General features: G+C 37.1%; 25 protein-coding genes and 1 pseudogene. 24 read left to right on the forward strand and 2 right to left on the reverse strand.

The features are described 5' to 3' along the window. Nucleotides 1–69 precede the first annotated feature (69 nt). The 12 genes and pseudogenes from AC6IWN_RS04685 to AC6IWN_RS04740 all read left to right on the forward strand — a co-directional run. Nucleotides 70–915, forward strand: a pseudogene (locus tag AC6IWN_RS04685) (tRNA 2-thiocytidine biosynthesis TtcA family protein); the annotation flags it as partial. Then, nucleotides 909–1,667: a tRNA threonylcarbamoyladenosine dehydratase gene (locus tag AC6IWN_RS04690; protein WP_497991213.1), complete on the forward strand. Its 759-nt coding sequence runs from the start codon at nt 909–911 to the stop codon at nt 1,665–1,667. The pseudogene AC6IWN_RS04685 and the gene AC6IWN_RS04690, both read left to right, overlap by 7 nt. Nucleotides 1,668–1,833: 166 nt before the next feature. After that, nucleotides 1,834–2,406, forward strand: a complete 573-nt coding sequence (locus AC6IWN_RS04695) for a hydrolase (RefSeq protein ID WP_497991214.1) — start codon at nt 1,834–1,836, stop codon at nt 2,404–2,406. Between the two features lie 83 nt (nt 2,407–2,489). Further along, nucleotides 2,490–3,251: a DUF554 domain-containing protein gene (locus tag AC6IWN_RS04700; RefSeq protein ID WP_497991215.1), complete on the forward strand. Its 762-nt coding sequence runs from the start codon at nt 2,490–2,492 to the stop codon at nt 3,249–3,251. A gap of 295 nt (nt 3,252–3,546) precedes the next feature. After that, nucleotides 3,547–4,944: a hydroxymethylglutaryl-CoA lyase-like TIM-barrel protein gene (locus AC6IWN_RS04705; protein ID WP_497991216.1), complete on the forward strand. Its 1,398-nt coding sequence runs from the start codon at nt 3,547–3,549 to the stop codon at nt 4,942–4,944. A 139-nt stretch (nt 4,945–5,083) separates the two neighbouring features. Beyond that, nucleotides 5,084–6,253, forward strand: coding sequence for an isocitrate/isopropylmalate family dehydrogenase (locus tag AC6IWN_RS04710; protein WP_497991217.1), 1,170 nt, complete (start codon nt 5,084–5,086; stop codon nt 6,251–6,253). A gap of 76 nt (nt 6,254–6,329) precedes the next feature. Beyond that, a complete protein-coding gene (locus AC6IWN_RS04715) occupies nt 6,330–6,998 on the forward strand; it encodes a GntR family transcriptional regulator (protein ID WP_497991218.1) in 669 nt (222 codons plus the stop codon). 253 nt (nt 6,999–7,251) lie between these two features. After that, complete coding sequence (locus AC6IWN_RS04720) at nt 7,252–7,632, forward strand: DUF5412 family protein (protein ID WP_497991219.1); 381 nt, start codon at nt 7,252–7,254, stop codon at nt 7,630–7,632. A 138-nt stretch (nt 7,633–7,770) separates the two neighbouring features. Further along, nucleotides 7,771–8,130, forward strand: a complete 360-nt coding sequence (locus AC6IWN_RS04725) for a DUF5412 family protein (RefSeq protein WP_497991220.1) — start codon at nt 7,771–7,773, stop codon at nt 8,128–8,130. 60 nt (nt 8,131–8,190) lie between these two features. After that, nucleotides 8,191–8,502: a hypothetical protein gene (locus AC6IWN_RS04730; RefSeq protein WP_497991221.1), complete on the forward strand. Its 312-nt coding sequence runs from the start codon at nt 8,191–8,193 to the stop codon at nt 8,500–8,502. Between the two features lie 178 nt (nt 8,503–8,680). Continuing rightward, nucleotides 8,681–9,523: an N-acetylmuramoyl-L-alanine amidase gene (locus tag AC6IWN_RS04735; protein ID WP_497991222.1), complete on the forward strand. Its 843-nt coding sequence runs from the start codon at nt 8,681–8,683 to the stop codon at nt 9,521–9,523. A 39-nt stretch (nt 9,524–9,562) separates the two neighbouring features. Continuing rightward, nucleotides 9,563–9,754 (forward strand): hypothetical protein, encoded by a 192-nt coding sequence (locus AC6IWN_RS04740; RefSeq protein ID WP_497991223.1) that lies wholly within the window; start codon nt 9,563–9,565, stop codon nt 9,752–9,754. 186 nt (nt 9,755–9,940) lie between these two features. Here the strand turns inward: AC6IWN_RS04740 and AC6IWN_RS04745 are convergent, their stop codons facing one another. Then, nucleotides 9,941–11,929, reverse strand: a complete 1,989-nt coding sequence (locus AC6IWN_RS04745) for an ABC-F family ATP-binding cassette domain-containing protein (RefSeq protein WP_497991224.1) — start codon at nt 11,927–11,929, stop codon at nt 9,941–9,943. 416 nt (nt 11,930–12,345) lie between these two features. Between AC6IWN_RS04745 and AC6IWN_RS04750 the strand changes: the two genes are divergently transcribed. The 12 genes from AC6IWN_RS04750 (at nt 12,346) to AC6IWN_RS04805 (ending at nt 25,601) form a co-directional block, all read left to right on the forward strand. Further along, nucleotides 12,346–12,708, forward strand: a complete 363-nt coding sequence (locus AC6IWN_RS04750) for a BlaI/MecI/CopY family transcriptional regulator (protein WP_497991225.1) — start codon at nt 12,346–12,348, stop codon at nt 12,706–12,708. A gap of 4 nt (nt 12,709–12,712) precedes the next feature. Beyond that, nucleotides 12,713–14,800, forward strand: a complete 2,088-nt coding sequence (locus AC6IWN_RS04755) for a M56 family metallopeptidase (RefSeq protein WP_497991226.1) — start codon at nt 12,713–12,715, stop codon at nt 14,798–14,800. 196 nt (nt 14,801–14,996) lie between these two features. Then, complete coding sequence (locus AC6IWN_RS04760; RefSeq protein WP_497991227.1) at nt 14,997–17,153, forward strand: DUF2339 domain-containing protein; 2,157 nt, start codon at nt 14,997–14,999, stop codon at nt 17,151–17,153. Nucleotides 17,154–17,389: 236 nt separating this feature from the next. Further along, on the forward strand, nt 17,390–18,025 hold the full coding sequence (locus tag AC6IWN_RS04765) for a redox-sensing transcriptional repressor Rex (RefSeq protein ID WP_497991228.1): 636 nt from the start codon (nt 17,390–17,392) through the stop codon (nt 18,023–18,025). Between the two features lie 30 nt (nt 18,026–18,055). Beyond that, nucleotides 18,056–18,670 (forward strand): hypothetical protein, encoded by a 615-nt coding sequence (locus AC6IWN_RS04770; protein ID WP_497991229.1) that lies wholly within the window; start codon nt 18,056–18,058, stop codon nt 18,668–18,670. 18 nt (nt 18,671–18,688) lie between these two features. Further along, the gene (acpS, locus tag AC6IWN_RS04775) at nt 18,689–19,051 is read left to right on the forward strand and encodes a holo-ACP synthase (RefSeq protein ID WP_497991230.1); all 363 of its coding nucleotides are present in this window, start codon (nt 18,689–18,691) and stop codon (nt 19,049–19,051) included. Further along, nucleotides 19,051–20,661 (forward strand): NAD(P)H-hydrate dehydratase, encoded by a 1,611-nt coding sequence (locus AC6IWN_RS04780; RefSeq protein ID WP_497991231.1) that lies wholly within the window; start codon nt 19,051–19,053, stop codon nt 20,659–20,661. Before acpS ends, AC6IWN_RS04780 begins: the two co-directional genes overlap by 1 nt. A 78-nt stretch (nt 20,662–20,739) precedes the next feature. Continuing rightward, a complete protein-coding gene (gene alr / locus AC6IWN_RS04785) occupies nt 20,740–21,888 on the forward strand; it encodes an alanine racemase (protein ID WP_497991232.1) in 1,149 nt (382 codons plus the stop codon). 137 nt (nt 21,889–22,025) lie between these two features. After that, nucleotides 22,026–22,385 carry a type II toxin-antitoxin system PemK/MazF family toxin gene (locus tag AC6IWN_RS04790; RefSeq protein ID WP_497991233.1) on the forward strand — a complete coding sequence of 120 codons (360 nt, stop codon included), beginning with the start codon at nt 22,026–22,028 and terminating at the stop codon, nt 22,383–22,385. A 364-nt stretch (nt 22,386–22,749) separates the two neighbouring features. Beyond that, a complete protein-coding gene (locus tag AC6IWN_RS04795) occupies nt 22,750–23,337 on the forward strand; it encodes a histidine phosphatase family protein (RefSeq protein WP_497991234.1) in 588 nt (195 codons plus the stop codon). Then, nucleotides 23,309–23,788, forward strand: a complete 480-nt coding sequence (gene rlmH / locus AC6IWN_RS04800; protein ID WP_497991235.1) for a 23S rRNA (pseudouridine(1915)-N(3))-methyltransferase RlmH — start codon at nt 23,309–23,311, stop codon at nt 23,786–23,788. Before AC6IWN_RS04795 ends, rlmH begins: the two co-directional genes overlap by 29 nt. A 388-nt stretch (nt 23,789–24,176) precedes the next feature. After that, nucleotides 24,177–25,601: a carbohydrate ABC transporter substrate-binding protein gene (locus AC6IWN_RS04805; RefSeq protein ID WP_497991236.1), complete on the forward strand. Its 1,425-nt coding sequence runs from the start codon at nt 24,177–24,179 to the stop codon at nt 25,599–25,601. A gap of 301 nt (nt 25,602–25,902) precedes the next feature. Here AC6IWN_RS04805 and AC6IWN_RS04810 read toward each other — a convergent pair whose 3' ends face one another. Then, the gene (locus AC6IWN_RS04810; protein ID WP_497991237.1) at nt 25,903–26,472 is read right to left on the reverse strand and encodes an N-acetylmuramoyl-L-alanine amidase family protein; all 570 of its coding nucleotides are present in this window, start codon (nt 26,470–26,472) and stop codon (nt 25,903–25,905) included. Between the last annotated feature and the right edge of the window lie 7 nt (nt 26,473–26,479).

Raw genomic sequence — 26,479 nt, forward strand, 5'->3', positions numbered from 1 at the left:
TGTAAGCAATAAGCAGACTAAGACCTACAAGAATAAGAAAAATGATATTAGAAAGTGGTATATTACATGGAACGTTATCAGGAAATTGAAAGAAGTATTATAAAGAAATTTCGTAAACCTCTCTGGAAGAAATTTATTAATGGTGTAAATGAGTATCAATTAATTCAAGAGGGAGATAAAATTGCTGTTTGTATTTCGGGCGGTAAAGATTCAATGTTACTCGCTAAGTTGATGCAGGAGGTTCAACGTCATGGTAAGATGAAGTTTGAACTGGTATTTTTAGTGATGGACCCGGGGTATAATGAAATTAACCGTCAAACCATCATCAACAATGCAAAAATACTTGATATCCCGATTACGATATTTGAAACCCAAATATTTGATATTGTGGCGGAGGTGGATGAATCCCCTTGCTACCTCTGTGCAAGAATGAGAAGAGGATATCTGTATAAGAATGCTCAGGCATTGGGTTGTAACAAAATTGCCTTGGGACATCATTTTGATGATGTGATAGAAACAATTTTGATGGGAATGCTATACGGCGGTCAAATTCAGACGATGATGCCGAAGCTTCACAGCACAAATCATGCCGGTATGCAGTTAATTCGCCCGATGTATCTGGTGAAGGAAGCGGATATTCTGGCATGGAAGCAGTATAATGATCTTCAGTTTATTCAATGCGCATGCCGTTTTACCGAGAACTGTACCTTATGTGATAACGGTGGTGGCGGCTCAAAGCGTCAGGAGATGAAGGCGTTAATTAAAAAGTTCAGACAGACTAATTCTAGCATCGACAGTAACATATTCCGAAGTGTTCACGATGTGAATTTAAGTACCATCATAGGGTACCATGATAAAGAGAAGGCTTATAATTTTCTAGATGATTATGATCAGAAGGGCGGAAAGATATGTTAAATCAATTTTCAAGAACAGAGTTGATGTTTGGCAGGGAAGGAATGGAGAAGCTTGAGAATTCCAGAGTTGCGGTATTTGGCATCGGCGGTGTCGGCGGTTATACAGTAGAGGCATTAGCCAGAAGCGGTGTTGGCAGTTTTGATTTGATTGACGATGATAAAGTTTGCCTGACAAATATTAATCGACAGATTATCGCGACCAGAAAAACCGTTGGAAAATACAAAGTGGATGTTATGAAGGAGCGTATCCTTGAGATTAATCCAAATGCAAACGTGATTACACATCAGTGTTTTTATTTACCAAGCAATGCGGAAGAGTTTAACTTTACACAGTATGATTATATCGTAGATGCAATCGATACAGTTTCTGCAAAGATTGAGATGATTCTTCGAGCACAGGAGAAGAATGTACCGATCATTAGCTGTATGGGGGCGGGCAACAAGCTGGATCCTACTAGATTTGAGATAACTGATATCTATAAAACCTCCATATGCCCCTTGGCAAAGGTAATGCGTAAGGAATTAAAAACACGCGGTGTGAAGAAGCTCAAGGTACTCTATTCACAGGAACCTGCAAGAAAACCGATTGAAGATATGGCAATCAGCTGTAGAAGTAATTGTATCTGCCCTCCTGGAGCAGAACGAAAATGCACCGACCGTCGTCAGATACCGGGCAGTAATGCATTTGTCCCTTCAGTAGCTGGTTTGATTCTCGCCGGAGAAGTTATCAAGGATCTGACAGGAATCAGATAAGAACATTTATAAAAGCATTTATTTCATAATATGATTTATGAATTTTACACCAGAAAATGTAGAAAAAGTTAAAAAATACCTTTCTAATTCACATTGCTTGTGATAAGCTAATGAGTTAACGAAGCAAGATGATAATTATATTATGTGAACAGAAAGGATGACGAATATGAGTAAGATACCAACTAGGGAAGAAGCATGGGAATTGCTGACAGAATTTAATGAGGATGAATTCCATCTTAAGCATGCAAGGGTAGTGGAAGGTGTTATGAAACACTTTGCCAAGGATCTTGGATATAATGAAGAAGAGGAATTCTGGGGAATCGTAGGGCTATTACATGACCTTGATTTTGAAAAATATCCAGATGCTCATTGCATTAAGAGCCAGGAAATATTCAGAGAACGAGGTATTGATGATAGAATCAATCACGCAACCGCTAGCCACGGTTATGAACTAACTGTGGATGTAAAACCGGAGCATGAGATGGAAAAGGTGTTATATGCTGTCGATGAATTAACCGGTTTAATCGGAGCAGTTGCAATTATGCGTCCTTCGAAAAGTACAATGGATTTGGAATTAAGCTCGGTGAAAAAGAAATATAAAAATGCAAAGTTTGCTGCAGGTTGCTCTAGGGAGGTTATCGAGCGAGGAGCTCAGATGTTAGGCTGGGAGCTTGGAGATTTGATTCAAAAAACGATTATTGCGCTAAGAGAGGTTGAACAGACGACAGGTTTGGTTTAACTTTGATATAAATAATTAGGGATTCAAAGCAGTTACCTTTGATAAAACCGTAAATATAAATAGTGGTAAGTGAGGATGAATATATGGTTGGATTAGGTACATTAGCAAATATGGCTTTAATCTTAGCGGGATCAGGAATTGGTTTATTTATCGGAGATCGATTAAATCAAAAATATCAGGATACGATTATGAAGGCCTTAGGTCTTGCCGTTATGTTCATTGGAATGAGTGGCGCGATACAGGGTCTTATGACAATCGAAAAAGGGGGACTGGGCACTGCAAATTGGATGCTGATGACAGTTTCTCTTGCAATTGGTGCTTTCTTTGGTGAATGGATTGATATTGAGGCGAGATTGGAACGAGTAGGAGAATGGATCAAACGATCACTGAAGGTGAAGGGTGATAAGGGACGGGATTTTGTAGAAGGCTTCGTGAGTAGCTCTCTATTATACTGTGTAGGAGCGATGGCAATTGTCGGTTCCTTACAAGATGGATTATACGGGAAGAGTTCTATATTGATAACTAAGGGAACGATTGACGGTGTTGTGTCAATCTTCATTGCATCAACATTCGGCATCGGCGTATTGTTTTCCGTTATTCCTGTAGCGATCTATCAAGGATCTATCACATTTGCCGCAAAATACTTGGAGCACTTTTTAAATGATACGCTAAAATTGGAGTTATCCTTTATCGGCTCTATTTTGATCTTTGCCATTGGAATTAATATGATATTTGGTAAAAAGATAAAATGTGGTAACCTATTACCTGCAATCTTGGTTCCGGTATTTTATCAAATACTAAACCCAATTATACAACACGTAATTAGTCTTATGGTTGGAATGTAGGAATACTTAATAATTCATGAAAATGATGTAAAGAACAATACAATACATAATAACAAAATAGTATAATTATACATAAAAGAGAAAGCCTGACTTATTATTTGGCCTTCTCTTTTTTTATAAGCGAAATACGTGATTTTAAAGGGATTATAGTACTTGAATTGTTATAAATATTTTTAATGTAAAGCATGATTTATTCATAGAATAAAGAAAAAAAGAATAAAATTAATATTGACAATACAAGTATAATTGTATACAATAAAACAAAATTTATTGAAAAAGTTGGGAGAACGTAAAAATGGATGAAAGAAAAGTGTACATAAACCCACACAATAATTTACTTGAACTGGAAGAGCCTATATATAATCTTGTTGACGTAGAACAACCGAATACTTTTCGCAATTTATTTCCATACGATGAGATACCGAAGATTGCTTTTAATGATCGTATCGTGCCTCATAATTTACCGGATGAAATATATATAACTGATACAACCTTTCGTGATGGACAGCAGTCCAGAGCTCCTTATACGACAGAACAGATTGTTCATATTTTTGATTGCTTGCATCGATTGGGAGGACCGAAAGGCATTATTCGCCAGAGCGAGTTTTTCCTTTATAGTAAGAAAGACAGGGATGCGGTATATCGCTGCATGGAGATGGGGTACGAGTTCCCTGAGATTACCTCATGGATCAGAGCTAGTAAAAAGGATTTTGAGTTGGTAAAAGACCTCGGAATGAAGGAAACCGGTATCTTAGTAAGCTGCTCCGATTATCATATCTTCTATAAGATGAAGATGACCAGAAGAGAGGCAATGAATCACTACTTAAGCGTGGTTCGGGAGTGTCTGGAAACTGGTGTATCGGCGAGATGTCATCTTGAGGACATCACACGTTCCGATATTCACGGTTTTGTAATTCCGTTCTGCCACGAATTGATGAAGTTAAGTAAAGAATATAATATTCCGGTTAAGATTAGAGCCTGTGACACGATGGGATATGGTGTAAACTTTGCCGGCGCGGTAATTCCTCGTTCCGTACAGGGTATCATCTATGGTATTATGACTCATGCAGGAGTTCCGTCTAAGTCGCTTGAATGGCATGGACATAATGACTTCTATAAAGCGGTGACAAATTCCACAACTGCATGGTTGTATGGTGCTGGTGCGGTTAATTGCTCCTTATTTGGCATCGGTGAAAGAACCGGTAATACCCCGCTTGAGGCAATGGTATTTGAGTATGCTCAGTTAAAGGGTACCTTGGATGGTATGGATACGACTGTAATCACAGAGCTTTCAGAATATTTTGAGAAGGAAATTGGTTATCGTGTACCTTCCCGTACACCATTTGTCGGAAAGAACTTTAATGTAACCCGTGCGGGTATTCATGCAGATGGATTATTAAAGAACGAAGAGATTTATAATATCTTTGATACAGAAAAATTCTTGAATAGACCGGTGCTGGTTGCGGTATCGAATACCTCAGGTTTGGCTGGTATAGCACATTGGATTAATACCTTCTTTAAGTTAAAGGGGGATAAGGCGATTGATAAAGCACATCCAATCGTGGTTAAAATCAAGGAATGGGTTGATGCAGAATATGAAACAGGTCGTGTAACCGTCATCACAGATGAGGAATTGATCAGTCTGATCAATAAATATGAGACTGAATTAGGCATTAATCTAGCTGAACGCTAAGAATTACTGTAAATTAATTGACATTACTAAGAAAACATTTTACAATTCTATTGAATGTAAGCATAGGATGAGTTGGCTTGCCAATTCATCTTGTGTTGCTATATATGGCAAAAAATAATTGAAAGGTAAGGGTGTAGCTATGACAACTGCAGATAAAATTGAAGCAGCAAAAGAGAGATTCGGACAATTATTAGAAGCTCAGTTAAAGAGAGTGGAGGAAATGAAAGCACAGGGTGATTTTGTTGACTATCAGGCTCTTGACCAGATTAAAATTGGTGTATGTGGCGGTGACGGTATCGGTCCTGCAATTACAGCACAGTCTCAGAGAGTATTGGAATACCTTTTACAAGATGATATCGAGTCCGGAAAAGTTGTATTTAACATAATCGACGGATTAACAATAGAACGCAGAGCAGAGGAGAATGCAGCAATTCCTCCTGCCGTATTGGAAGAGATAAAAACCTGCGACGTAATCTTAAAAGGACCTACAACAACTCCTAGAAAAGGCGATCCATGGCCGAACGTAGAGAGTGCAAATGTAGCGATGAGAAAAGAACTTGACCTATTTGCAAATGTAAGACCGGTTCGAATTCCGGAACAGGGCATCGACTGGACCTTCTACCGTGAGAACACTGAGGGTGCTTACGCAGTAGGTAGTAAGGGCGTTCACGTGACAGAAGATCTAGGGGTAGACTTTACGATTGCAACATCTCAGGGTACTGAGAGAATCATCAGAACAGCTTTTGAATTTGCAAAGGCAAACGGAAAAACCAGAGTAACCGCAGTTACGAAGGCTAACATTATCAAAACTACCGATGGTAAATTCTTAGATATCTTCCGTGAAATCGCAACAGAATATCCGGAGATTACAGCGGATGACTGGTACATCGATATCATGACAGCAAAGCTTGTAGATGAGAAGAGAAGAAAAGACTTCCAGGTAGTGGTTCTTCCAAATCTTTATGGTGATATTATTACAGATGAAGCAGCAGAATTCCAGGGTGGTGTAGGTACCGCCGGCAGCGCTAACATCGGTAAAAAATATGCGATGTTTGAAGCAATTCACGGTTCCGCACCTCGAATGGTACAGGAAGGCAGAGATATCTATGCCGATCCTTGCAGTATGATTCGTGCCGGAGCAATGTTACTTGCCCACATCGGTTACACAAAGGAAGCAGATAAACTTTACCGTGCACTTGATATCTGTACTGTTACAGAGAGAAAGGTATTCACAACCGGTAGAGATACCGGATCAACCGGTGCTCAATTTGCGGAATACTTAATGGAAACAATCGAAAAGATGGATTAATGAATTAAGATTTTATCTTTTCATATGATATAGTTATAAATCAATTAACATTCCTGATGTACAAGGAGGGAATCTCTTGGAAGATCTGAATCTTCACAAAGATGTTACCGATCATTATTCCTTAAGAGGAAGAGTGTTTAATAAATTAAGAGAAGACATATTAGCAGGAGTTTATCGTGAAAATGATGAACTTAAGGAAAACTCCATCGCGGGTGAGCTTGGAGTAAGTCGAACTCCTGTTAGAGAAGCATTACGACAGCTGGAGCTCGAAGGTTTGGTTACTATGATTCCGAATAAGGGAGCATATGTGACGGGAATCACCTCGAAGGATATGCATGATATTTATATGATACGTTCCTATCTGGAGGGCCTGTGTGCAAAGTGGGCTTGTGAGCACATAACGCAGGAGCAGATTGAGGCTTTGGAAGAGGTTCTGTATTTATCAGAATTTCATGCGAAGAAAAACCACAAAGAGCAGATGGTAGAATTAGATAGCAAGTTTCATGAGTTGATTTATGAAGCTTCCGGAAGCAAAATTCTATATCATGTGCTATCCGATTTTCATCATTATGTAGAGAGAATTCGTAAGATTACATTAGCGATGCCCAGTAGAGCTTCACAAGCAAGCCAAGAGCATGCAGCGATCCTTGATGCAATTAAACAACGTGACGGCGCACGCGCAGAGCAGTTAGCGTATGAGCACATCGAAAGTAGTATTAAAAATATAAGTGAACAGGGCTTATAATAAACTATATAAAAAAGAGGGTATCGACAAGGCGAAATGGCTTTTCGATATCCTCTTTTAATGTGTGATGATATGTGATTATCATAGAGAATAAGTAAAAAGAATTGAAATATTATGGTGATTTGTATATTATATAGATGGAAATGATTTCTTTATGTAAATTAATAAATAGTTTCAGTGGAGAAATTATACTCGCCTAAACACAAATTTAAGATAAAATGAAATAATTCATATTTTAGAAGGAGTATATTGCGTGAAAAAATTATTATTACTAATAGCATTTAACGTTCTGATTATATTCTCATTTACTGCATGCAAACAAATGACCAACTTTATATTTAGTAGTATGGATAACCTGCCAAAGGGTGAATTTATGACAGCTTATAAATCACCGTCAGGAGATTATACAGTGAATACATATTTGTGCGGTGGGAATGCAACTACAGATTTTTCTATTCGTGGAGAACTGGTGGAGAATAATGATAGTACGAAAAGAAATATATATTGGTGTTATCATGAACAAGAAGCTAAAGTAGAATGGATATCGGATGATATAGTTTCTATCAATGGTAAACAGATGGATATATCGAAAAATGAGGTATATGACTTCCGAAATGATAAAAATGTGGAATAAGATTTACATTAACAAAATTTCATAAAGTTAAGATAAACCTCTAAAACGGGATTAAATTTTCTCAATTTGATAAAGTGAGATTATTCGTTAAAGTTGCTACACAATATTGGGGAATTGACTTGAATGAAAGGATAATAAATGAAGTTAAAAAAAATAATCGCTGCGGTAGTAATTAGTATGGTAATGATTGTATTGATCGTGATGGGTGCGATGTATCACTTCTTTTTCAGTATGAAGGGATTACCACAAGGTGAGTTTATAAGTAGTTCTTTATCACCTCAAAAAACGTATACAGTAAATGCTTATATATCAAACAAAGCTCTTTCATCAGATGCAATAAGCTGTGAAGTGGTCAATAATGAGACGAAAAAAACACGTAATATCTATTGGGGATACCGGGAAAGTAACGCGGAGATAAAATGGAATAGCGATCAAATTGTAGTGATCAATGGGAAACGGCTGGATGTTAAAAAGGATAGTTATGATTGGCGGAAGTGATGTTTGTAGGCACATAAAAACAAGACAGGTTCTTAAAATATTAATAAGTGGAGGAAAATTATGAAAAAATCGTTTTCAGCAGGAGGATTATTTAACATTTTTGCTTTTATTTATATATTAATTTCTTTAGATGATTTATATTCGAGTCTTGATTCAGTATTTGCATTTAAACAGAATCCTGTGGAAGTCACTGGTGTTAGTTTTAATCTATTTCACATAACCCTGAACACCGTTCATGATAAAATAGTTTTAGACAATACTCCAACGCAGATTGCACTAGCAGCATTATTGATCAATGTTTTTGGATGGCTGATTGATTTGTTGATTAGTGTTTACAAAAAGAAAAAAGAATCTCTAAAAGAACTAAATTAAGTGAAGGGATTAATAGATTAAATAAAAACAAAATAAAAACCAATAAAAAACCAATAGAAAAAAACCCCTTAATATGGTATGGAAATACATAAATGTAAAGTGTTGACATAATGGGAATTTATGTTACAATTTACCATGTTGTTATGTGAAATAATACCATGGTGAGGGGATGAATTATTTGAATCGTAAAAAAACAATTCAAGTCTTAATTACAGTATTCGTAATGTTTGTTGGGATTATATTTGCTGCAGAATCTAGTGCCTATTTTCTAAGTAACTCTAAAGTGGCGTCGGCTCAAACACAAAAAAGTAAGGACAAGAAAAGTAAGGACAAGAAAAGTAAAGATAAGAAAAGTAAAGTTAAAAAAAATAAGAGCAAAAAGAATAAGGATTATACAATCGTTATTGATGCAGGGCATCAGAAGCATGCGAATAATGAAAAAGAACCAATTGGCCCTGGTGCTAAGAAAAAGAAGGCGAAAGTGTCATCAGGGACACAGGGTAAATATACTAAAGTTCCGGAATATCAGGTTACTTTGGATGTTGCTAAGAAACTAAGGGATATATTGAAGAAAAAGGGTTATCATGTTGTGATGATCCGAACGAAAAACGATGTAAATATTAGTAATGCGGAGCGTGCAAAGATTGCAAATGAAAATCATGCCAATGTATTTGTTAGAATACATTGCAATGGATCCAGTGATTCGAAAATACATGGTTCTGAAACTCTTTGTCAGACAAAGAATAACCCATACTGCAAGAAATATTATGAAAGTAGTAGAAAGCTCTCGAAATCGATTGTGAATTCTTTATGCAAAGAAGTTGAGTCTAAAAATAATGGAGTGGTGGAAACGGATTCGATGAGTGGAATCAACTGGGCGAAGGTTCCGGTATCAATTGTTGAAATGGGTTATATGACGAATAAGGATGAAGATAAGAAATTAACCAGCTCCGACTACCAGAAGAAACTGGCGACTGGAATTGCAAATGGAATTGAAGTGTATCTGGGCAAGAAAAAATAGATAAGTGTACTATAAATTCTGATTCTAAAGAGGGGGGGTATGAGCGATTTTGTAAAATTAGTAGTTGCAATTATTCTTTCATTTGGTGCATTATTAATCGAAATTTTATTGGATCGATTTGCTGATTCCTCCTGGTTTATTGTAATAATTAAGACGGTTGTTGCTTTTGTTTTGATTGTTGCTTTAGGACTTGTAATTAAATTTTTATTAGTTTGCTTAAATGTAGTATGATAGTTTAATCAGTTATAAATTTAAATCAAAAAGGAGAGTTCACTGTATAATACGGGTGAACTCTCCTTCTTCAAAATAATATATTTTCGTCTTTGTACAATATTGAAACAATTAATTCTACTGGCAGATATAAATTTTGATTCTTACATTGATGTTAAAGTCGGTACAATATGCACTTACTGTATTTTACTCTTCCTCAGCCAACAACTCCCATTGCTCCATTAGCTCTAATAGTCGATCTTCGATTGACTTCTTCTCATTATTTAGTTCAATCAGCTTCTGGACATTGGTAAATATCTCTTCTTGTGTGAGCAGGGAATCAATTTCTTCGTTACGTAATTCTAATTTTTGAATCTCATCCTCTGTCTTTTTCAAATCATTCTTTCTCTTACGAGCTTTTGCCTGTTCTTCCTTTTGCTGCTGCCAACTCATCTTATTTTCGCTGTCGTTATCCGATGTTGAAGAGGCTGTGGTAGTTGAAGCAGTAGGGAAGGAGGTTGGGAAGGCTCCGGGTTTGCCGGAAGGAGCAGCATTTTGATCAGCTACGGTCTTTCCGAGGTACACGGCTTCCATCTCATCTTTTTTCTTCAGATAGTAATCATAATTACCAATGTAATTAATTAATCTCTGTTCTGTCAAATCGAGAATTCTGGTTGCTGTTTTATTGATGAAATAACGGTCATGAGATACATATAATACCGTTCCACTATAGTGGTTTATCGCATTCTCTAGGATTTCTTTTGAAGTGATATCCAAATGGTTGGTCGGCTCATCGAGTATCAGAAGATTAGCTTCAGACAACATTAACTTTGCCAGTGATACACGTCCACGTTCGCCACCGCTGATATCCTTTATTCTCTTGAATACATCATCCTCCGTAAATAGGAAAGCAGCAAGGATATTACGAACTGCAGTGTTGTCTAGATGAGGATATGCGTCCTGCAACTCATCAAATAAGGTTTTGTCGGGATCCAGAACCTGATGCTCCTGATCATAGTAACCGACATGTACTTTGGAGCCTAATTTTATCTGGCCATCGTCTGCTTCCAGTTGACCGTTGATCATTTTTAATATGGTGGTTTTGCCGGTTCCGTTATTACCAATGATGGAAACCTTTTCGCCGCGCTTAATATCAAAGCTTAGGTTTTTAAATAAATTTAATGCACCAAAGGATTTAGACAAATCCGTAACAGTAAGTACATCATTACCGCTAATTACACGAGGCTCGAGGTCGAAATGCATCTCGGTATGCTCTGTTGGGCGATCCACACGTTCGATTTTATCTAACATTTTTTCGCGACTCTCTGCACGCTTGATGGATTTCTCACGGTTGAAGGAGCGAAGCTTTGCGATTACTTCCTCCTGATGCTTGATTTCCTGTTGTTGATTTAGAAATTGCTTAATCATTGCGCTGCGAAGCATTTCCTTTTTTACGGCGTAATCAGAATAATTACCCTCAAAGCTCTGGCATTTGCTGTTGTCAAGCTCAACTACCTTGGATACGACCTTATCTAAGAAATAACGGTCATGCGCTACCACGATGACAGCGCCATTATAGTTTAATAAGAAGGTTTCTAACCATGCGATAGATATTAAATCCAAATGGTTGGTCGGCTCATCGAGTAGGATGATGTCTGGCTTTGATAAGAGAAGTTTGCCGAGTGCAATTCTGGTTTTTTGACCGCCGGAGAGGGTATTGACCTTTTTATCAAATTCCTCTTCGCCAAATCCAAGTCCTTTTAGGATACCGGTAACCTCACTTTTGTACGCGTAACCATTTTTTATTTCAAATTCATGAGTTAAACGTGAGTATGTGGAGAGCATCTGGTCAAGCTTTGCGCCCTCGGCGTGTTTCATATCCTGTTCCAGCGTTCTGATATTCTTATCCAGATCGATGATGTCCTGTTTTACAGTGAGCATCTCATCAAGAATCGTACTGTCAGAGGACAGGTTCTGGTGTTGGGCTAGATAGCCAATGGAGCTTCCTTTTGCAAGTATGATGTCACCGTCATCGGGTGACATTTCCTTCATGATGATTTTGAGTAAGGTGGATTTGCCGGCGCCATTAATGCCGACGATCGCAACCTTTTCCCTGTCATTTACATGAAAGGAGACGGATTTTAATATTTGTTTTGTTCCAAATGATTTATTAATATTTTGACATGCAAGTATCATTGCTTTATCCCTCATTTATATAAATTTCAATTTTAGCGCATTCAATGTTTACACTGCTGTATATTTTAGCATAGGAACACTTATCCTGTCTACGAATTAAGCAGAAGAAAGTACTTTGATATATTAGCACCCATTTTATTAATCCTGCGGACAGTGCGTAAAACAAGCTGAGTTTTCCGATGGCTTTTTATATGAAAATTATCAATTCATTTACTTCATCTATACACCGGAATGATGGAAGGGTGCATGTTGGTTACGGATAAATTACGCTACTACCATGAAATTTATATATATAATACTTGACAAAATTGGTCGGTGGTTATAGACTAAATATAGGTTGGTAATTATAGACCTAATTGATAGAGTGTATGATTTTGAATAAATAACTATAGATATATTTAAAGTTAGGAGAACTTATGGAGAATTTAAAACTATGTGATAGCGATTATCGATTTATGATGGTTGTATGGGCGAATGCCCCGATCGGTTCCGGTCAGTTAGTAACGCTTTGTAAAGAAAAGTTAGGTTGGAAGAAATCAACCACTTATACCACGATAAAAAAGCTAAGTGAGAAAGGTTTTATTAAAAATGAGAATGCAATTGTGTCCGTTCTGGTTGGTAAAGAGGAAGTTCAAGCTGAGGAAAGTGATTATTTTGTAGAGCGAACGTTCGAAGGCTCCTTGCCACAGTTTATTGCATCTTTCCTTGGAGGAAAAAGGATATCAGATAAGGAAGCGGAAGAGATAAAGAAACTGATTGAGGAACATAAGGAGAGGTAGCGGTATGGAATATTCACTTCAAGGGTTATTTTTAAAGGTATTAAATATGAGTATTACCGCATGCTATGTGATTATTGCGATTGTAATCATTCGCGCTTTGTTACGTAAAGCTCCAAAGGTGTTTTCCTATGCGTTGTGGAGTGTGGTTGGATTCCGCTTAATTTGCCCCATCTCATTTTCGTTCGTATTCAGTCTATTTAATAGAAAGCTTCTTCATGGGGAAGAAGTCATGAATAACAATGGCATGCTAAATTATATTCCTACGAATATTGGAATGGAGCAAAAATCCCATGTAGTAACAGGGATGTCAAGTGTGAGTGAGGTGATTAATAAAAGTCTTCCTGCCGCTAGTCCAATCAGTAGTGTGAATCCCATGCAAATTATCATATTCGTGTTGTCTGTATTATGGATAATCGGAATAGTTGCAATAGCTCTTTATAGTATTGTATCCTATCTGGTACTAAGAAATAGGGTGAAAAAGGCGGTTCGTCTAGAAGAGAATATCTATGAATGCGACCGGATATCCGCTCCTTTTGTATTAGGAATATTTAAGCCGAAGATCTACATCCCTTTCCGATTAAGTGAACAGGAATTAAGTTATATACTAAGGCATGAACGGTATCATCTTAAAAGATATGATCATATCGTTAAACCCGTTGCTTATCTTTTGGCGATGATTCACTGGTTCAACCCATTGGTTTGGGTGGCCTTTCATCTGATGAGCAAGGATATGGAAATGAGCTGTGATGAAAAGGTTATCAGTGAATTAGGAAGCTCAATGAAAGGTGACTATAGCAAATCGCTTTTATCATTTGCATCAGGTCGTCACTTAACGGCACCCATCCCGCTTGCATTTGGTGAGTCCGGTACAAAAAGCAGAATTAAGAATATCATGAGATTTCGTAAACCAAAATTATGGGTTATGATTCTTGTAGGTCTGGTTTGTATGTTTACAATCGTGATATGTATTACTAACCCAGTTCAGAAGACAAAGCTAGATAATGATGTTAATAATGATAAAACAAACAAGGTGAATATAGAGCAAAAAACATCCGAGAAGGATTTATCTGCGGATGTAGCTCTATTATTCGCGAACAAGAATAAATATATCGGTAATCCTATGGCTGATGGAAAGTTAATGAGTATACTTGGAATATTTGATGATTTCGGAGCTTATAAGATCGAGCTTGAGACAAAGCAGAGACCCTATGTATTGCATATCAATTTTGAGACGGAGCCAAAGGACGAGGAAGCATTAAATCAAAAAATGTGTGGGAACGCGGCTCTATTATTAGCTTTAATTGAGAATGCAGATGATATTCAGTGGAGCTATCCATATGTAAGAAATGGGGAACCTGCTGTTAAAAAAGTGTACTTTTCTAAAGAAGATAGAGAACGGTCGGGGATTAAGGATATAAAAAGTTATGGAGTAACTGCTGAAAAGTTGAGAGAGCTAATTTATCATATACAAGATGCGGTTTTATATTCGAAGTTTAGTTATAAATATAAAATCATATCAACGGAAGAAGGATTAAATCCTGTTATTAATAAAGTGTATTATCAACTTCCGCATGGATTGAAGCAGAGTCGATTTAATGAAACGGTTGCTTATGGTGGAGGAGTTGTTTTTCAAATGAACGGAACCTCACCGAAAGCACCTCCATATTCATCAGCACCAATAGATTGGTATGCACCAGGTGTCGCTGGTTATATACCAAATGCAGTGATAAAGCCAACAAATGGAGTGGCGCGAATGATGGAATTTGAGGGCAGAAAATTAGTTAGAGGAACATTTTATGAAAATCGTGCCTGGTCAATCGATGAGCCAATGACTATAGAGGTGTTGAATGCCCAAGCGGTTCTTATGGAGTTTGGCTTTGAGCTTTATACTGCGGCAGAATTAGAGAAAGCGAAAGAGGAGGGAAAACCTATCCCAAAAGGCAAAATGACAAATAAGGCTTGGAGAATATTTTTTGCAAAAGATGTTGACCACGCAGGATATTGCTTTACATTGAATGAAAAATATTTTTCAAAAAGCGATGCAATTGCGTTCGCAAAGAGTGTAAGGTTTTCTGCCGATGCATTTGACTAACGAAATAAATTTATAACAAAGATCAAGTTCAAACTTCGAGATACAGAACTTGGTCTTTGTTTTGTCTATAGGGTATGGAATAGGTGAGTTACAAAGATCCTTTAATACGGTTAAATGCAGTTATACTTGCGTTGGAAATATATAGATGGTAGACTAGCAATAAGCAATATCTATTACCAACCAAAGGATAAGGAGTGTGATTACAATAGACTCAATGGAAGAGAGAATATTAAAGCTTGAACAAAGAGTTAAGGAGTTAGAGAATAAGCTTGCGAGTACATCACAGGTGCAAAAAGCTAATCCGTTAAGCAATGGGGGTATTTCAAGCCCTAATAAGGGGGTTAATCAACCGATTCTTACAAGAGAAACACAGATAAAGAATGAAGTTCCGACACAAAATCAATCCCCAATCCAATTTCAAGAGCCTTTTATTACTAAAACTCATGCAGAGACCAAGGTTAAGGAAGCTGTGGTAGGTAAATATTTAATTGGTTCGTTGGCTTCTTTGCTAATTTTTGTAGCAGCAATATCCTTAGTTGGGCTTGTTTGGAATGACTTATCTTCCGAAATGAAGTTATTCCTATTATCTTTTACCGGAATCGTATTGACTGCGGTTGGATTCTATTTGATCAGAAAAAAGAAGAATCCGATTACTGCGATTATACTTGGAACCGGATCAGGACTTGTATTTATCAGTATATTGTCAGCCAATATGGCCTTTGACCTGATCGGCAATAATACAACAATCATTCTGGCTTGTTTCTGGTGTGTATTTTTTATCCTGTCCTCAAGATATATCAACGTATTTTTCACAACAATCATTGCATACATAGGTAGTTATATCGCTTTGATATTAGGGCTAAGCCTTTTAAAAGGGGATATGGATTTGGCCGTTATGACCTTGTTTGTATCGGTCGTAGCAGCTGTTATGGTCTATAATGCACAGATAAATAAGAATAGAACGGAACGAAATATATCACTTGCACTGTCTTATTTGAGCTATTCAACCATTCTGACCAGAGCCTTATTTGACGGAGCATTCTCTGATCATATGATCTTTAAATACTGGATTGTTCAGATTGGTATTTTATTGATTCTTTATGTACTTTTGAATGTTCAGTATCGTTTGACTGATGTTACGAAAGCACTGCCCTTACATATCATTTTAGCAATTATCACAACTATTCTAACCGGATTTTTCATCAACTATATTAATGATAACTATTTACATTATGATAGCATATTGACACTTTATATCTGGTTTTTTATCATTAATTTAGTACAATTAAGCCTGATTAATATAAATCTTAAAAGTGTCTGCAAGATATTAACCATATTTTATGCGTTCATATTAATGATAGATATGATTTTGATAAGTGATAAGTTGTTCCAAGTTCCTACCGGTATTGTATTTGTTGCCTTTATATTAATCTTAATTGAACTCATATTTAAGAAAAATAACTATCAAATCATAATCAGTATTGTAGTTGCATTAGACTCGTTAAGCTTAATAACAACCACAGCATCCAAATTATATGCGGTGCCATTTGGCTTGCTACAATTAGGTGTGTTGGGATATGTATTGTATCGAAGGTATAGATCAAGAGAATTCAAGTATATTAATTTAATTAAATCCATTGCAGCTGTTACAATATTGTTTGATGGCTTTTCAATTACTCATAGTATAGGTTCATATTTTGAAGGAAAAGATATTTATAATTATTCTGTGTCATCAGCAGTCGGTTATATGGCAATGGTAATCATATTTGCTGTGTTATTCAGATCAGAATTTTTCAAAGATTGGACTGTGAATAAATTTCGATTTTTCGATTCACATCAAAACATAATAATGACACGCGATATGAGAATCGTGTTTTATTGTATATCAACGGCATTGTATTTTATCGGGTTACAAGGAGTTGGGTTTTCCGTTCTCTGGTATGTACAGTTGATATTTACGATAGCAACCTTAATCATAGCGCTCATTCAATCTTATAATCTAATTATGACCAAAACAGAAAAGGCACATATTAATGAGGTTTGGATTGGATTGAAATATTTAATCTTTACTTTTGTACTTATTAATTCTTTCTGGGAACTTTCGATTGATTCGGTATTTTATAGCGTAGCTGGATTGATTATAGCGATTGCCAGTATTTCGCTTGGATTCCGATTCCGATTGAAGAATCTAAGGTTATACGGATTGGTACTTACAATTCTGATGGTTGGGAAGTTCATAGTAATTGATTTAGGGCAGGAAAATTCAATTACCCGAATCGTTGCATTGATTTTTGGTGGATTAATCTGCTTTGGAATTAGTGTGCTTTATAATCGGCTTAATAATCGGATTTAGGATATAGATTTAAGAATGAATTTAAGATATTTCTCTCCAAATAGGACTTAGTGTTGATGGATTATTATTAAGAAAGGTGTATAATTTTAATCATAGCAATGTATCATTTTTGAGCTTGTTTCAACACGAATTATTTCGATTAACAGATGATTTTCGCCTCCGTCTAAACACATTGACTTTTTATTAACAATCCAATATAATGAAAATAATAGTGTATTGGACGAGGAGGATGAAAATTGTATAAGAAAGAAATTTCGAAGGCAGTTATTAATAGATTACCTAGATATTATCGCTATTTGGGAGATTTGCTGGAAAAAGATGTTGTACGTATATCTTCCAAGGAATTAAGTGAGAAGATGAAAGTAACAGCATCTCAGATAAGACAGGATTTGAATAATTTTGGAGGATTTGGCCAACAGGGTTATGGTTATAATGTGGAATACCTACACTCTGAAATCGGTAAAATCCTTGGACTTGATACAAGATACAACATGATTATAATTGGTGCCGGTAATCTGGGCTTGGCGCTCGCTAACTATGCGGATTTTGAGCGTAGAGGATTCTTTGTAAAATGTATATTTGATATTAATCCCGAGTTGGTTGGAACCAGTGTTAGAGGTATTCCAATCAAAGCAGGTGATGAGGTGGAGAGTTATCTGAAATCCAATAAGGTGGATATAGCAGCAATTACGGTTCCGAAGGCAAAAGCGGCCGCACTTGCGTTAGATATGGCTAATTGGGGTGTGAAAGGTATCTGGAATTTTGCTCCTACTGATTTAAATGTACCCAAGGGAGTTACCGTTGAGAATGTGCATTTGGCAGAAAGCCTTATGAAATTATCCTATAGATTATCGGGCAGTGACACAGAGTAGCGGAGAACATATTGCTCGGGGGTTTCGTAGATGGCAAAGAAAGCAAAGCGTATTGATTTTAATAAGATTGTTAAGGACAGAAAGCTTCCGATTTTAATTTTGGATAGTCGTTGGCATGAATTGTTTCCTGAGGATCAAAAAACACCTGCGATGAAGGAACTAGAGCGCAAATTGAATACTCTGCTTAAAAAGCAGGGAAAACTAGTTCATGATATCAAAGATATGAAAAAACTGAAGAATAATTTGTTGAATGAAATTATGGCGAATATGGAGATTAGTTCGGATAATATCGGGAAAGCAAAGGAAAAGAAGTTAGATCAGAACAAGCAATTTGTTACTGAGTTGAATGAGAAGATAGAGAATGCAATGGAAGAACTTGCGGAGATTCCGTATCAGATAAAAAATGTCAATGAAGAATTGATGGCGATTAGCATCAATATATTTTATGATGATTTAGAAGATAATAAAGAAGATCTTAAAAATGTTGCAGATTGGATTGCGCAGATGAGAGACGAATTGAAAATAAAGATTTTACTGAAGCAGGATTTGGAAGCAAAGAACTCGATGATTTATACCTATATGCACGATATTCTTGGTGCTGAATTGATGGAGTTGTTTGATAGGGAGAATAACCAAAATCAATAAGGAAAGGCGCGGGTAATCATGATTACCGGAATCGGTGTAGATTTAATAGAAGTAGATCGCGTAATAAAGGCAAGTGAAAAGGATAGTTTTCTCAATAAATATTTCACTGAGGATGAGATAGAATTAATTCGTACAGACAGGAATAAAGCAGCAGATAATTTTGCAGTTAAGGAAGCGGTCTCAAAGATGTTTGGTACAGGCTTCCGTTCCTTTTTTCCAAAAGAGATTGAAGTTCTGCGTAATCCTTTGGGGAAGCCATATGTGAATCTCTATGGGAATGCAGCAGATATAGCAAAGCAGCAGGGCGTAGCCGTTATTCATGTATCAATATCGAATACAAAGGGTTATGCAAATGCATTTGTTGTTGGGGAGGCCGGGTGATGAAATTAGTTCTTAATTCTACCGAAATGAAAGCAATCGATGAATATACAATTAAAACGTTAGGTGTTCCTCAGGAGGTACTGATGGAACGAGCTGCCTTTGAAGTAGTGGCAGTGATGAAGCAACAGATTAGAAAAGATGACCGTATTCTAGTGGTATGCGGTTGTGGTAATAATGGCGGTGATGGAATAGCAGCAGGTAGAATTCTGTATTTACAGGGCTACCGGGTTGCTATTCTTTTGATTAGTGATGATGGGAAAGGTTCGGATGGATTTCAAAGGCAGCTACAAATTGCGAAGAATTTGGGCATGCAGTTTGAACACAGAAGCAACCTTGGTGAATATAATATAATGATTGACGCTATATTCGGGATTGGTATATCCAGACCTGTTACCGGAATATATGAAGAGATTATTACAAAGATGAATGAGATTAAGTCTATTGTGTATGCTGTGGATATTCCGTCCGGAATCTCTACCGATACCGGTAAAGTGATGAATGTTGCTGTACGTGCCGATTATACGATAACCTTCGGATATCACAAACTTGGGCTAATATTTTATCCTGGCGCTGATTATGCCGGAAAGATTAAGATTGTCGATATTGGATTTGGCAGGATTGATCAATCTGAAATTCGGGCAAATACATTTTGTTATGACGGGTATGACTTATCATTAATCCCGCTAAGAAGTAACTACGGTAATAAAGGAACCTTCGGAAAGGTACTTGTGATTGCCGGAAGTAAGGGAATGAGCGGGGCTGCATATCTTTCCGCTAAAGCTGCCTATCGTACCGGAGCGGGCATGGTTAAGGTGTTAACAAGTGAGGATAATCGAATTATCCTTCAATCGATATTACCGGAGGCACTTTTTCGTGCTTACGATGATCCTTCCGTTGATGTCAAGACTTGTAAATCCGGTATACTAGAGGATTTGGAATGGGCAGATGTGGTGGTATTTGGACCGGGAATCGGTACAACACAGGATTCCGCTGATTTAATGGATCTTGTTTTGGAAAACTGTAACACACCACTGATTATGGATGCAGATGGTATCAATCTACTCAGTAAGAAGCTGGACACTGAACTACAAAAGAATATAAATAACGCTACAAATGAGGAAGGATTGGAAAGGGATGAGAATAGCAAATTTCCACCCGAGGGGGAGAGGCTTGAAACATTATCCCACCAATTAAAAGGGCAGGTTATATTAACACCACATCTTAAGGAATTATCGCGATTAATCAATTATCCGATTTCTTATATTGTCAATAATCTGGTTGACACTGCCTTTCAATGTTCTTATAATAATAATTTGATATATGCAATCAAAGATGCGCGTACAATTGTTACTCAGACGGGACAAAAATATATTAATACATCGGGCAATAACGGAATGGCAACCGCAGGTAGCGGTGATGTGCTCACAGGAATGATTGCCGCTCTTATCGCACAGGGAATGAAACATTATGAAGCAACCTGCCTTGCGGTTTATCTTCATGGTTTAGCGGGGGATGAAGCAGAAAAAGTAAAAGGAACATATTCCTTAATGGCAAGAGACATAGTAGATCATATTGAAACTGTGCTCCTAAAGCGGGCAGATATATTATAGTAACGTATTAACTTTGGATGAAACGATAAAGTGTTCCGGTTTATATCGTAGACACGTGGAAAGGCTAGCGAACGTATTATGAGCGAAAAAAATGATACACAAGAGCAGGCTTACTACAGAGTGCAAGCTAATGTCAATATTAGTGCAATACAACATAATCTGCAGGAAGTTCGAAAGAAAATCAATAAAGATACGAAATTAATGGTGATAATTAAGGCAGACGGTTATGGTCATGGCGCGATACCGATTGCTAAAGTTTTGGAAGAAGAGAAGAGTGTTGATGCATATGGAGTTGCAATTATCGAAGAAGCAGTAGAACTTAGGAATGCAGGCATTAAAAAACCAATCCTAATACTTGGGTATACAGCAAAAGAGCAGCATCATTTAGTGGTGTCCTATGATATTGCACAAACAGTTTTTCAATACGACATGGCAGAAAATTTATCGATGGAGGCAAGGCGCCAGGGTAAAACTGCAAAGATTCATATCAAGCTGGATACCGGTATGAGCAGAATCGGTTTTACCGATACCAAGGAAAGCGTCGATATTATTAAGAAGATCACTGAGCTTCCAGCGATTGAACTGGAAGGGTTGTTTTCTCATTTCGCAAGTGCGGATGAAAGTGATAAACATAGTGCTTTGGTACAGTTAAACAGGTACATAGCCTTTCATCATATGCTGGACGAGGAACAAATTCATATTCCGATTAAACATTTAGCGAACAGTGCAGGTATTATGGAACTACCACAGGCTTATTTTAATATGGTTCGTTCAGGTATCGTAACCTACGGAATATATCCTTCTGATGAAGTGAACAAGAAGGAACTTCAGCTTATCCCTGCGATGGAATGGAAGACTCATGTTGTCTATGTAAAAGAAGTGGAGGAAGGAATCGGTATTAGCTACGGTTCTACCTTTGTAACAAATAAAAGAATGAAAATCGCTACGATTCCTGTAGGTTATGCGGATGGATATTCCAGAAATTTATCAAATTCCGGTAGGGTGATTATAAACGGGGTCTTTGCACCGATTATCGGAAGAATCTGCATGGATCAATTTATGGTAGATGTTACAGGGATTGAAAATGTAAAACAGGGTGATGTAGTTACCTTACTCGGTAAAGATGGGGATGTATGTATAACTGCAGAAGAACTCGCCACCAATTCTCACTCCTTTCCCTATGAATTGGTGTGTACGGTTGGAAAGAGAGTACCGAGGGTTTATTAATCAGGGAAGTCAGAGATTAAACTACTTATATAAAAACATGATCATCACCGAGTAAATATGAAACATATACACTTTATGGTATACACACGAAAAAAGTGGCAATAATAAGGTTAGCCTAATATTGGAGTGTGAATAAAGTGGTAATTAAACGTGGAGATATCTTCTATGCGGATTTAAGACCTGTGGTCGGATCCGAACAAGGCGGTGTCAGGCCGGTTCTGATTATTCAGAATGATACAGGTAATAAACATAGTCCTACCGTAATTTGTGCGGCCATTACATCTAAAATGAATAAAGCAAAGCTTCCAACACATGTTGAGTTAGATGCTGAAAAATACGGAATAGTGAAAGATTCAGTTATTTTACTGGAACAGGTTAGGACAATTGATAAATCCAGATTGAAAGAGAAAGTCTGTCATTTGGATAGGGATGTATTGAAGAGAATTGATAGAGCACTTATTATTAGTTTTTCTTTAGATACATATTTTAATAATTAAGCAGAAAAAAGGAACCTACGAAAGGTTCCTTTTTTCTGTTATACAGCAGGGGAGCTGTATAACTTTGCGTATAATAGGGTGGGAGTAGAAAGTGTTTTATCACTGTCTATGTATATAATATAACTTCTAAATGTGTCTTTACCGTGAACTAAATCTAAAAAAAGAATAAAGCAATTATGAGTTAAATATAAAACCGGCCAATTGTGTAAATATTGTGTTAAGAATTATGGGGATTATTGGTTTCCCTTGAAAAATATAAAGAAAATATGTAAAATGGAAAGATAGCGATTGATGGAAAATCTATAACGGATAAAATTATAGAGTGGACAAGATAACAGGCTAGACATACGAATAGGAGAGCAATATGCGTATAGGATTATTACGGCATTTTAAAGTGAATTGCCCACATAAGAAAATGATGACCTCGAAAGAGTTTCGCGAGTGGTCAGAAAAATATGAAGTATCGAAGGTAATTAAGAAAAAAGTTGAAATGTATGGACTGGAATGGGATATCTGCTATGCAAGTGATTTACCAAGGGCGGTTACCACTGCTAAGGAAGTATATAGCGGAAATGTATTACTGGATAAATTACTTAGAGAAGTGGACAATGCTCCTTTTATACATACGGAACGTATTAAACTGCCATTTGAAGTATGGCATCTGTGTGGAAGACTTGCATGGTATTTTAAGTCCAAAAGTCAGCCTGAGAACAGAATAGAAACTAGAAAAAGAATTAATCAATTCCTTGATCGAATTGACTGGGAGCAGGAGAATATATTAATCGTATTTCATGGCTTCATGATTTATAATTTTCAAAAAGAGCTCAGAAAACGTGACTTCAAGGGTGCAAAGCTGAAGCTTGTAAAGAATGGTGTTCTATATGAATATATCAGAGAAGAGATACAAAAGGAAGCAGTAGAGAATGAAGATAACGTTAATATGTGTGGGTAAGTTAAAAGAGAAATATCTTGCTCAAGGAGTAGAAGAGTATAGTAAGAGACTAACCAGATATTGCAATATGGAGATTGTAGAGCTTCCGGATGAAAAAACACCGGATCATGCAAGTGAGGCTTTAGAAGAAGCAATCAAGAAAAAAGAAGGTGAGCGCATTTTAAAAGCACTCAAGGAAGACTCCTTCTGCATTGCCCTTGCAATAGATGGAAAGATGCTTTCCTCAGAGGAGCTAGCTAGCAAGATAGATACCCTCGGTGTAACGGGTACGAGCCATATATCTTTAATCATCGGTGGATCACTCGGGCTATCCACTGAAGTTCTAGCACGTGCAGATTTTAAGCTTAGCTTTTCAAAAATGACGTTCCCGCATCAGCTGATGAGAATGATATTATTAGAGCAGGTTTACCGCGCTTATCGAATTATTCATGGTCAACCGTATCATAAGTAAATGAGGCTTTTTGCTACAAATCATATAACGCTAAGTCAGGATGGTATTCAGTAAGTAAATATGATTGGTAAAGGCAGTAATGAAGAAGTTTAATGAAGTTATTACAGATTGATTCAATAAATATACTACTAAATAAAGATATAATAAAGTATCTGAATATAAATGGAGAAGAGGGATTATCGCTAGATGATAACCCTTCTTCTCTGTTTTCTGCTATTTATGTATGTACCCGTATTTGAAAATTGTTGGAATCGTTATAATATTTGACTAAATTAAAAATAGATTTAATAGCATAAATAATGTATAATATTACCATGTGTAATAATAAAGTCACTCAATTTAAAGAATTAGTAAGTATTTATATATGATTAATTAAGGGGGATTCGCTATGAAACGTTTTACCACTTTATTTCTTGCTTGCCTGTTCGTAATGATTATGACATTAATAGGATGTAACAAAATAAACGACAACCCAAATAGCTCGATCATTACTCCTAGTAACCCTGTAGATGATGCTAATAGTACAGATTCAGGAGCAACTGTAACGAACAATCCTAATTCAAATGTTATCAATGTTTTTTACTTCACAGATGAAGTTTTCGATATTATTGAGAAATACAAGAAACTTCATCCGGACTTCCCTTACAAAATCAAGAATTGTAACCCCGGAGATGTTGAGTATCAGACTTACCTTGACCAGGAGCTTGCTGCCGGCGGGACAGATACACAAGACATATACGGTGTTGATGCTAAATTCGCACTGAAGTACACCCAAGGCGATAAATATCAGTATGCAGCACCTTATAAAGATCTCGGCATCGATGTTGATAACCTCTTAAAAGTTGCTGATATCACACAGTATTCCGTTGATATCGGAACAAATCCGGATGGTGAACTTGTTGGTCTTGGTTATGAGGCAACCGGTGGTGCATTCATCTATCGTCGCTCCATTGCGACGGATGTTTGGGGAACGGACGATCCTGCTACTATCAAAGGGAAGATTAGTCCAGGCTGGGATAAGTTCTTCGCAGCTGCAGCTGATTTAAAAGCTAAGGGATATCGTATCGTATCCAGTGATGGCGACATATGGCATGCTGTAGAAAATGGTGCTAAACAGGGTTGGATCGTTGATGGCAAACTCTATATCGATCCAGACCGTGAAAAATTCTTTGATCTTGCTAAAGAGATCAAAGATAAGGGCTACAGTAATGATACTGTAGAATGGACTGACGCTTGGTTTGCAGATATGAAAAATACTGGAAAAAAACAAGTATTCGGTTTCTTCGGGCCTGCATGGTTAGTTAGTTATGGAATGAATGAACATTCCGGTGGAGACAAAGTTGGCGAAGGTACCTATGGCGATTGGGCGATATGTGAACCACCTGTTGGATTCTTCTGGGGTGGAACATGGGTTCTTGCAAACAAGGATACGAAGAAAAAAGCCGCTGTTGGTGATATCATTAAGTGGATTACCCTTGACAGCTCCGATACAGGCCTTCAGTACTATTGGGCTAATGGTACTTTAAATGTTCCTAATGGTACTGGCGGAGTAAAAGATGCCGTTGCTTCCGGTACTGTTATGAAGAGGTCTGATGGTAAACTCGACTTCCTAGGTGGACAGAACATGTTCGATGTATTCGCTCCAGCAGGGCAGCTCGCAAATGGTAGGAATAAGTCACAATATGACGAATTAATCAACTCCTTATTGCTTGACCAGGTACGTGAGTATACAGCAGGTAATAAAACAAAAAAACAGGCAATCGCGGATTTTAAACAGACTGTAAAAGATATGCTTAATATTGAAGTACAATAAGCTTTATAAGTTAACATCATACCCCCCCAATAAAAATATACCAGATTAACATATCTGGTATATTTCCGGTTACCGATTCAAAGTGGTGGATTTCATAGCTATAATAGACAAAGATGTTGCAAAGGCATGATTTAAAGTTAATGATGGTTCGTATGCTTTTAAAGAATTTCCAATAGATGAGTTAAAAATAAACCAAAGAATACGGCTTTTGCTTATAAAGCACACAACAAAAGGAACGATATCATCGTTCCTTTTAATTCATCCATTAAGCAAAAGCCGTCAACGTATTATTCATAAACTTTTACGCGAATCCAAAGTAACGCATGATGCCCAGGTAGATTCCATACGCGAACTGGTACTGATCATCGCGTAATTTTTCTGCATCCGAGGGGTTGGTTAAGTATCCTAACTCAATCAACATGGAAGTCATGTTAGTTCTTCGCAGTACATAAAGAGATGGCCTTACTCTTATACCGTTATCGATGGTACCGGTCATCTGATTGATTCCAACCATAATTTGTTCTGCCATCCACTGAGCCTGTGTTTGCAACTGGTAGATGTAGATTTCCGTACCGTTAATTGCCGGATTGGGATTGGAATTACAATGAATACTAATAAAATAATCAGCGGGCCATTCGTTCGCTAAACGTACTCTTTCTGCAAGGCTGGTGGAGCTGCTGGTTCCTAAAACAGTGGTTGCAGTCGGTCGAGATACTCTTGCTTCAAATCTCGGATCACTGTTAAGGAGATTGGCAAGATATAATCCTACCTGGTATGTGATATCCTGCTCATAAAGTCCATTTGCAGTAGCACCGGCATTTGGATTACCGGTTGGATTGTGACCTTGGTCTATAAATATCTTAATAGGCAAAGAAACA

Source organism: Variimorphobacter sp. HTMS_6 (genome assembly GCF_059717775.1).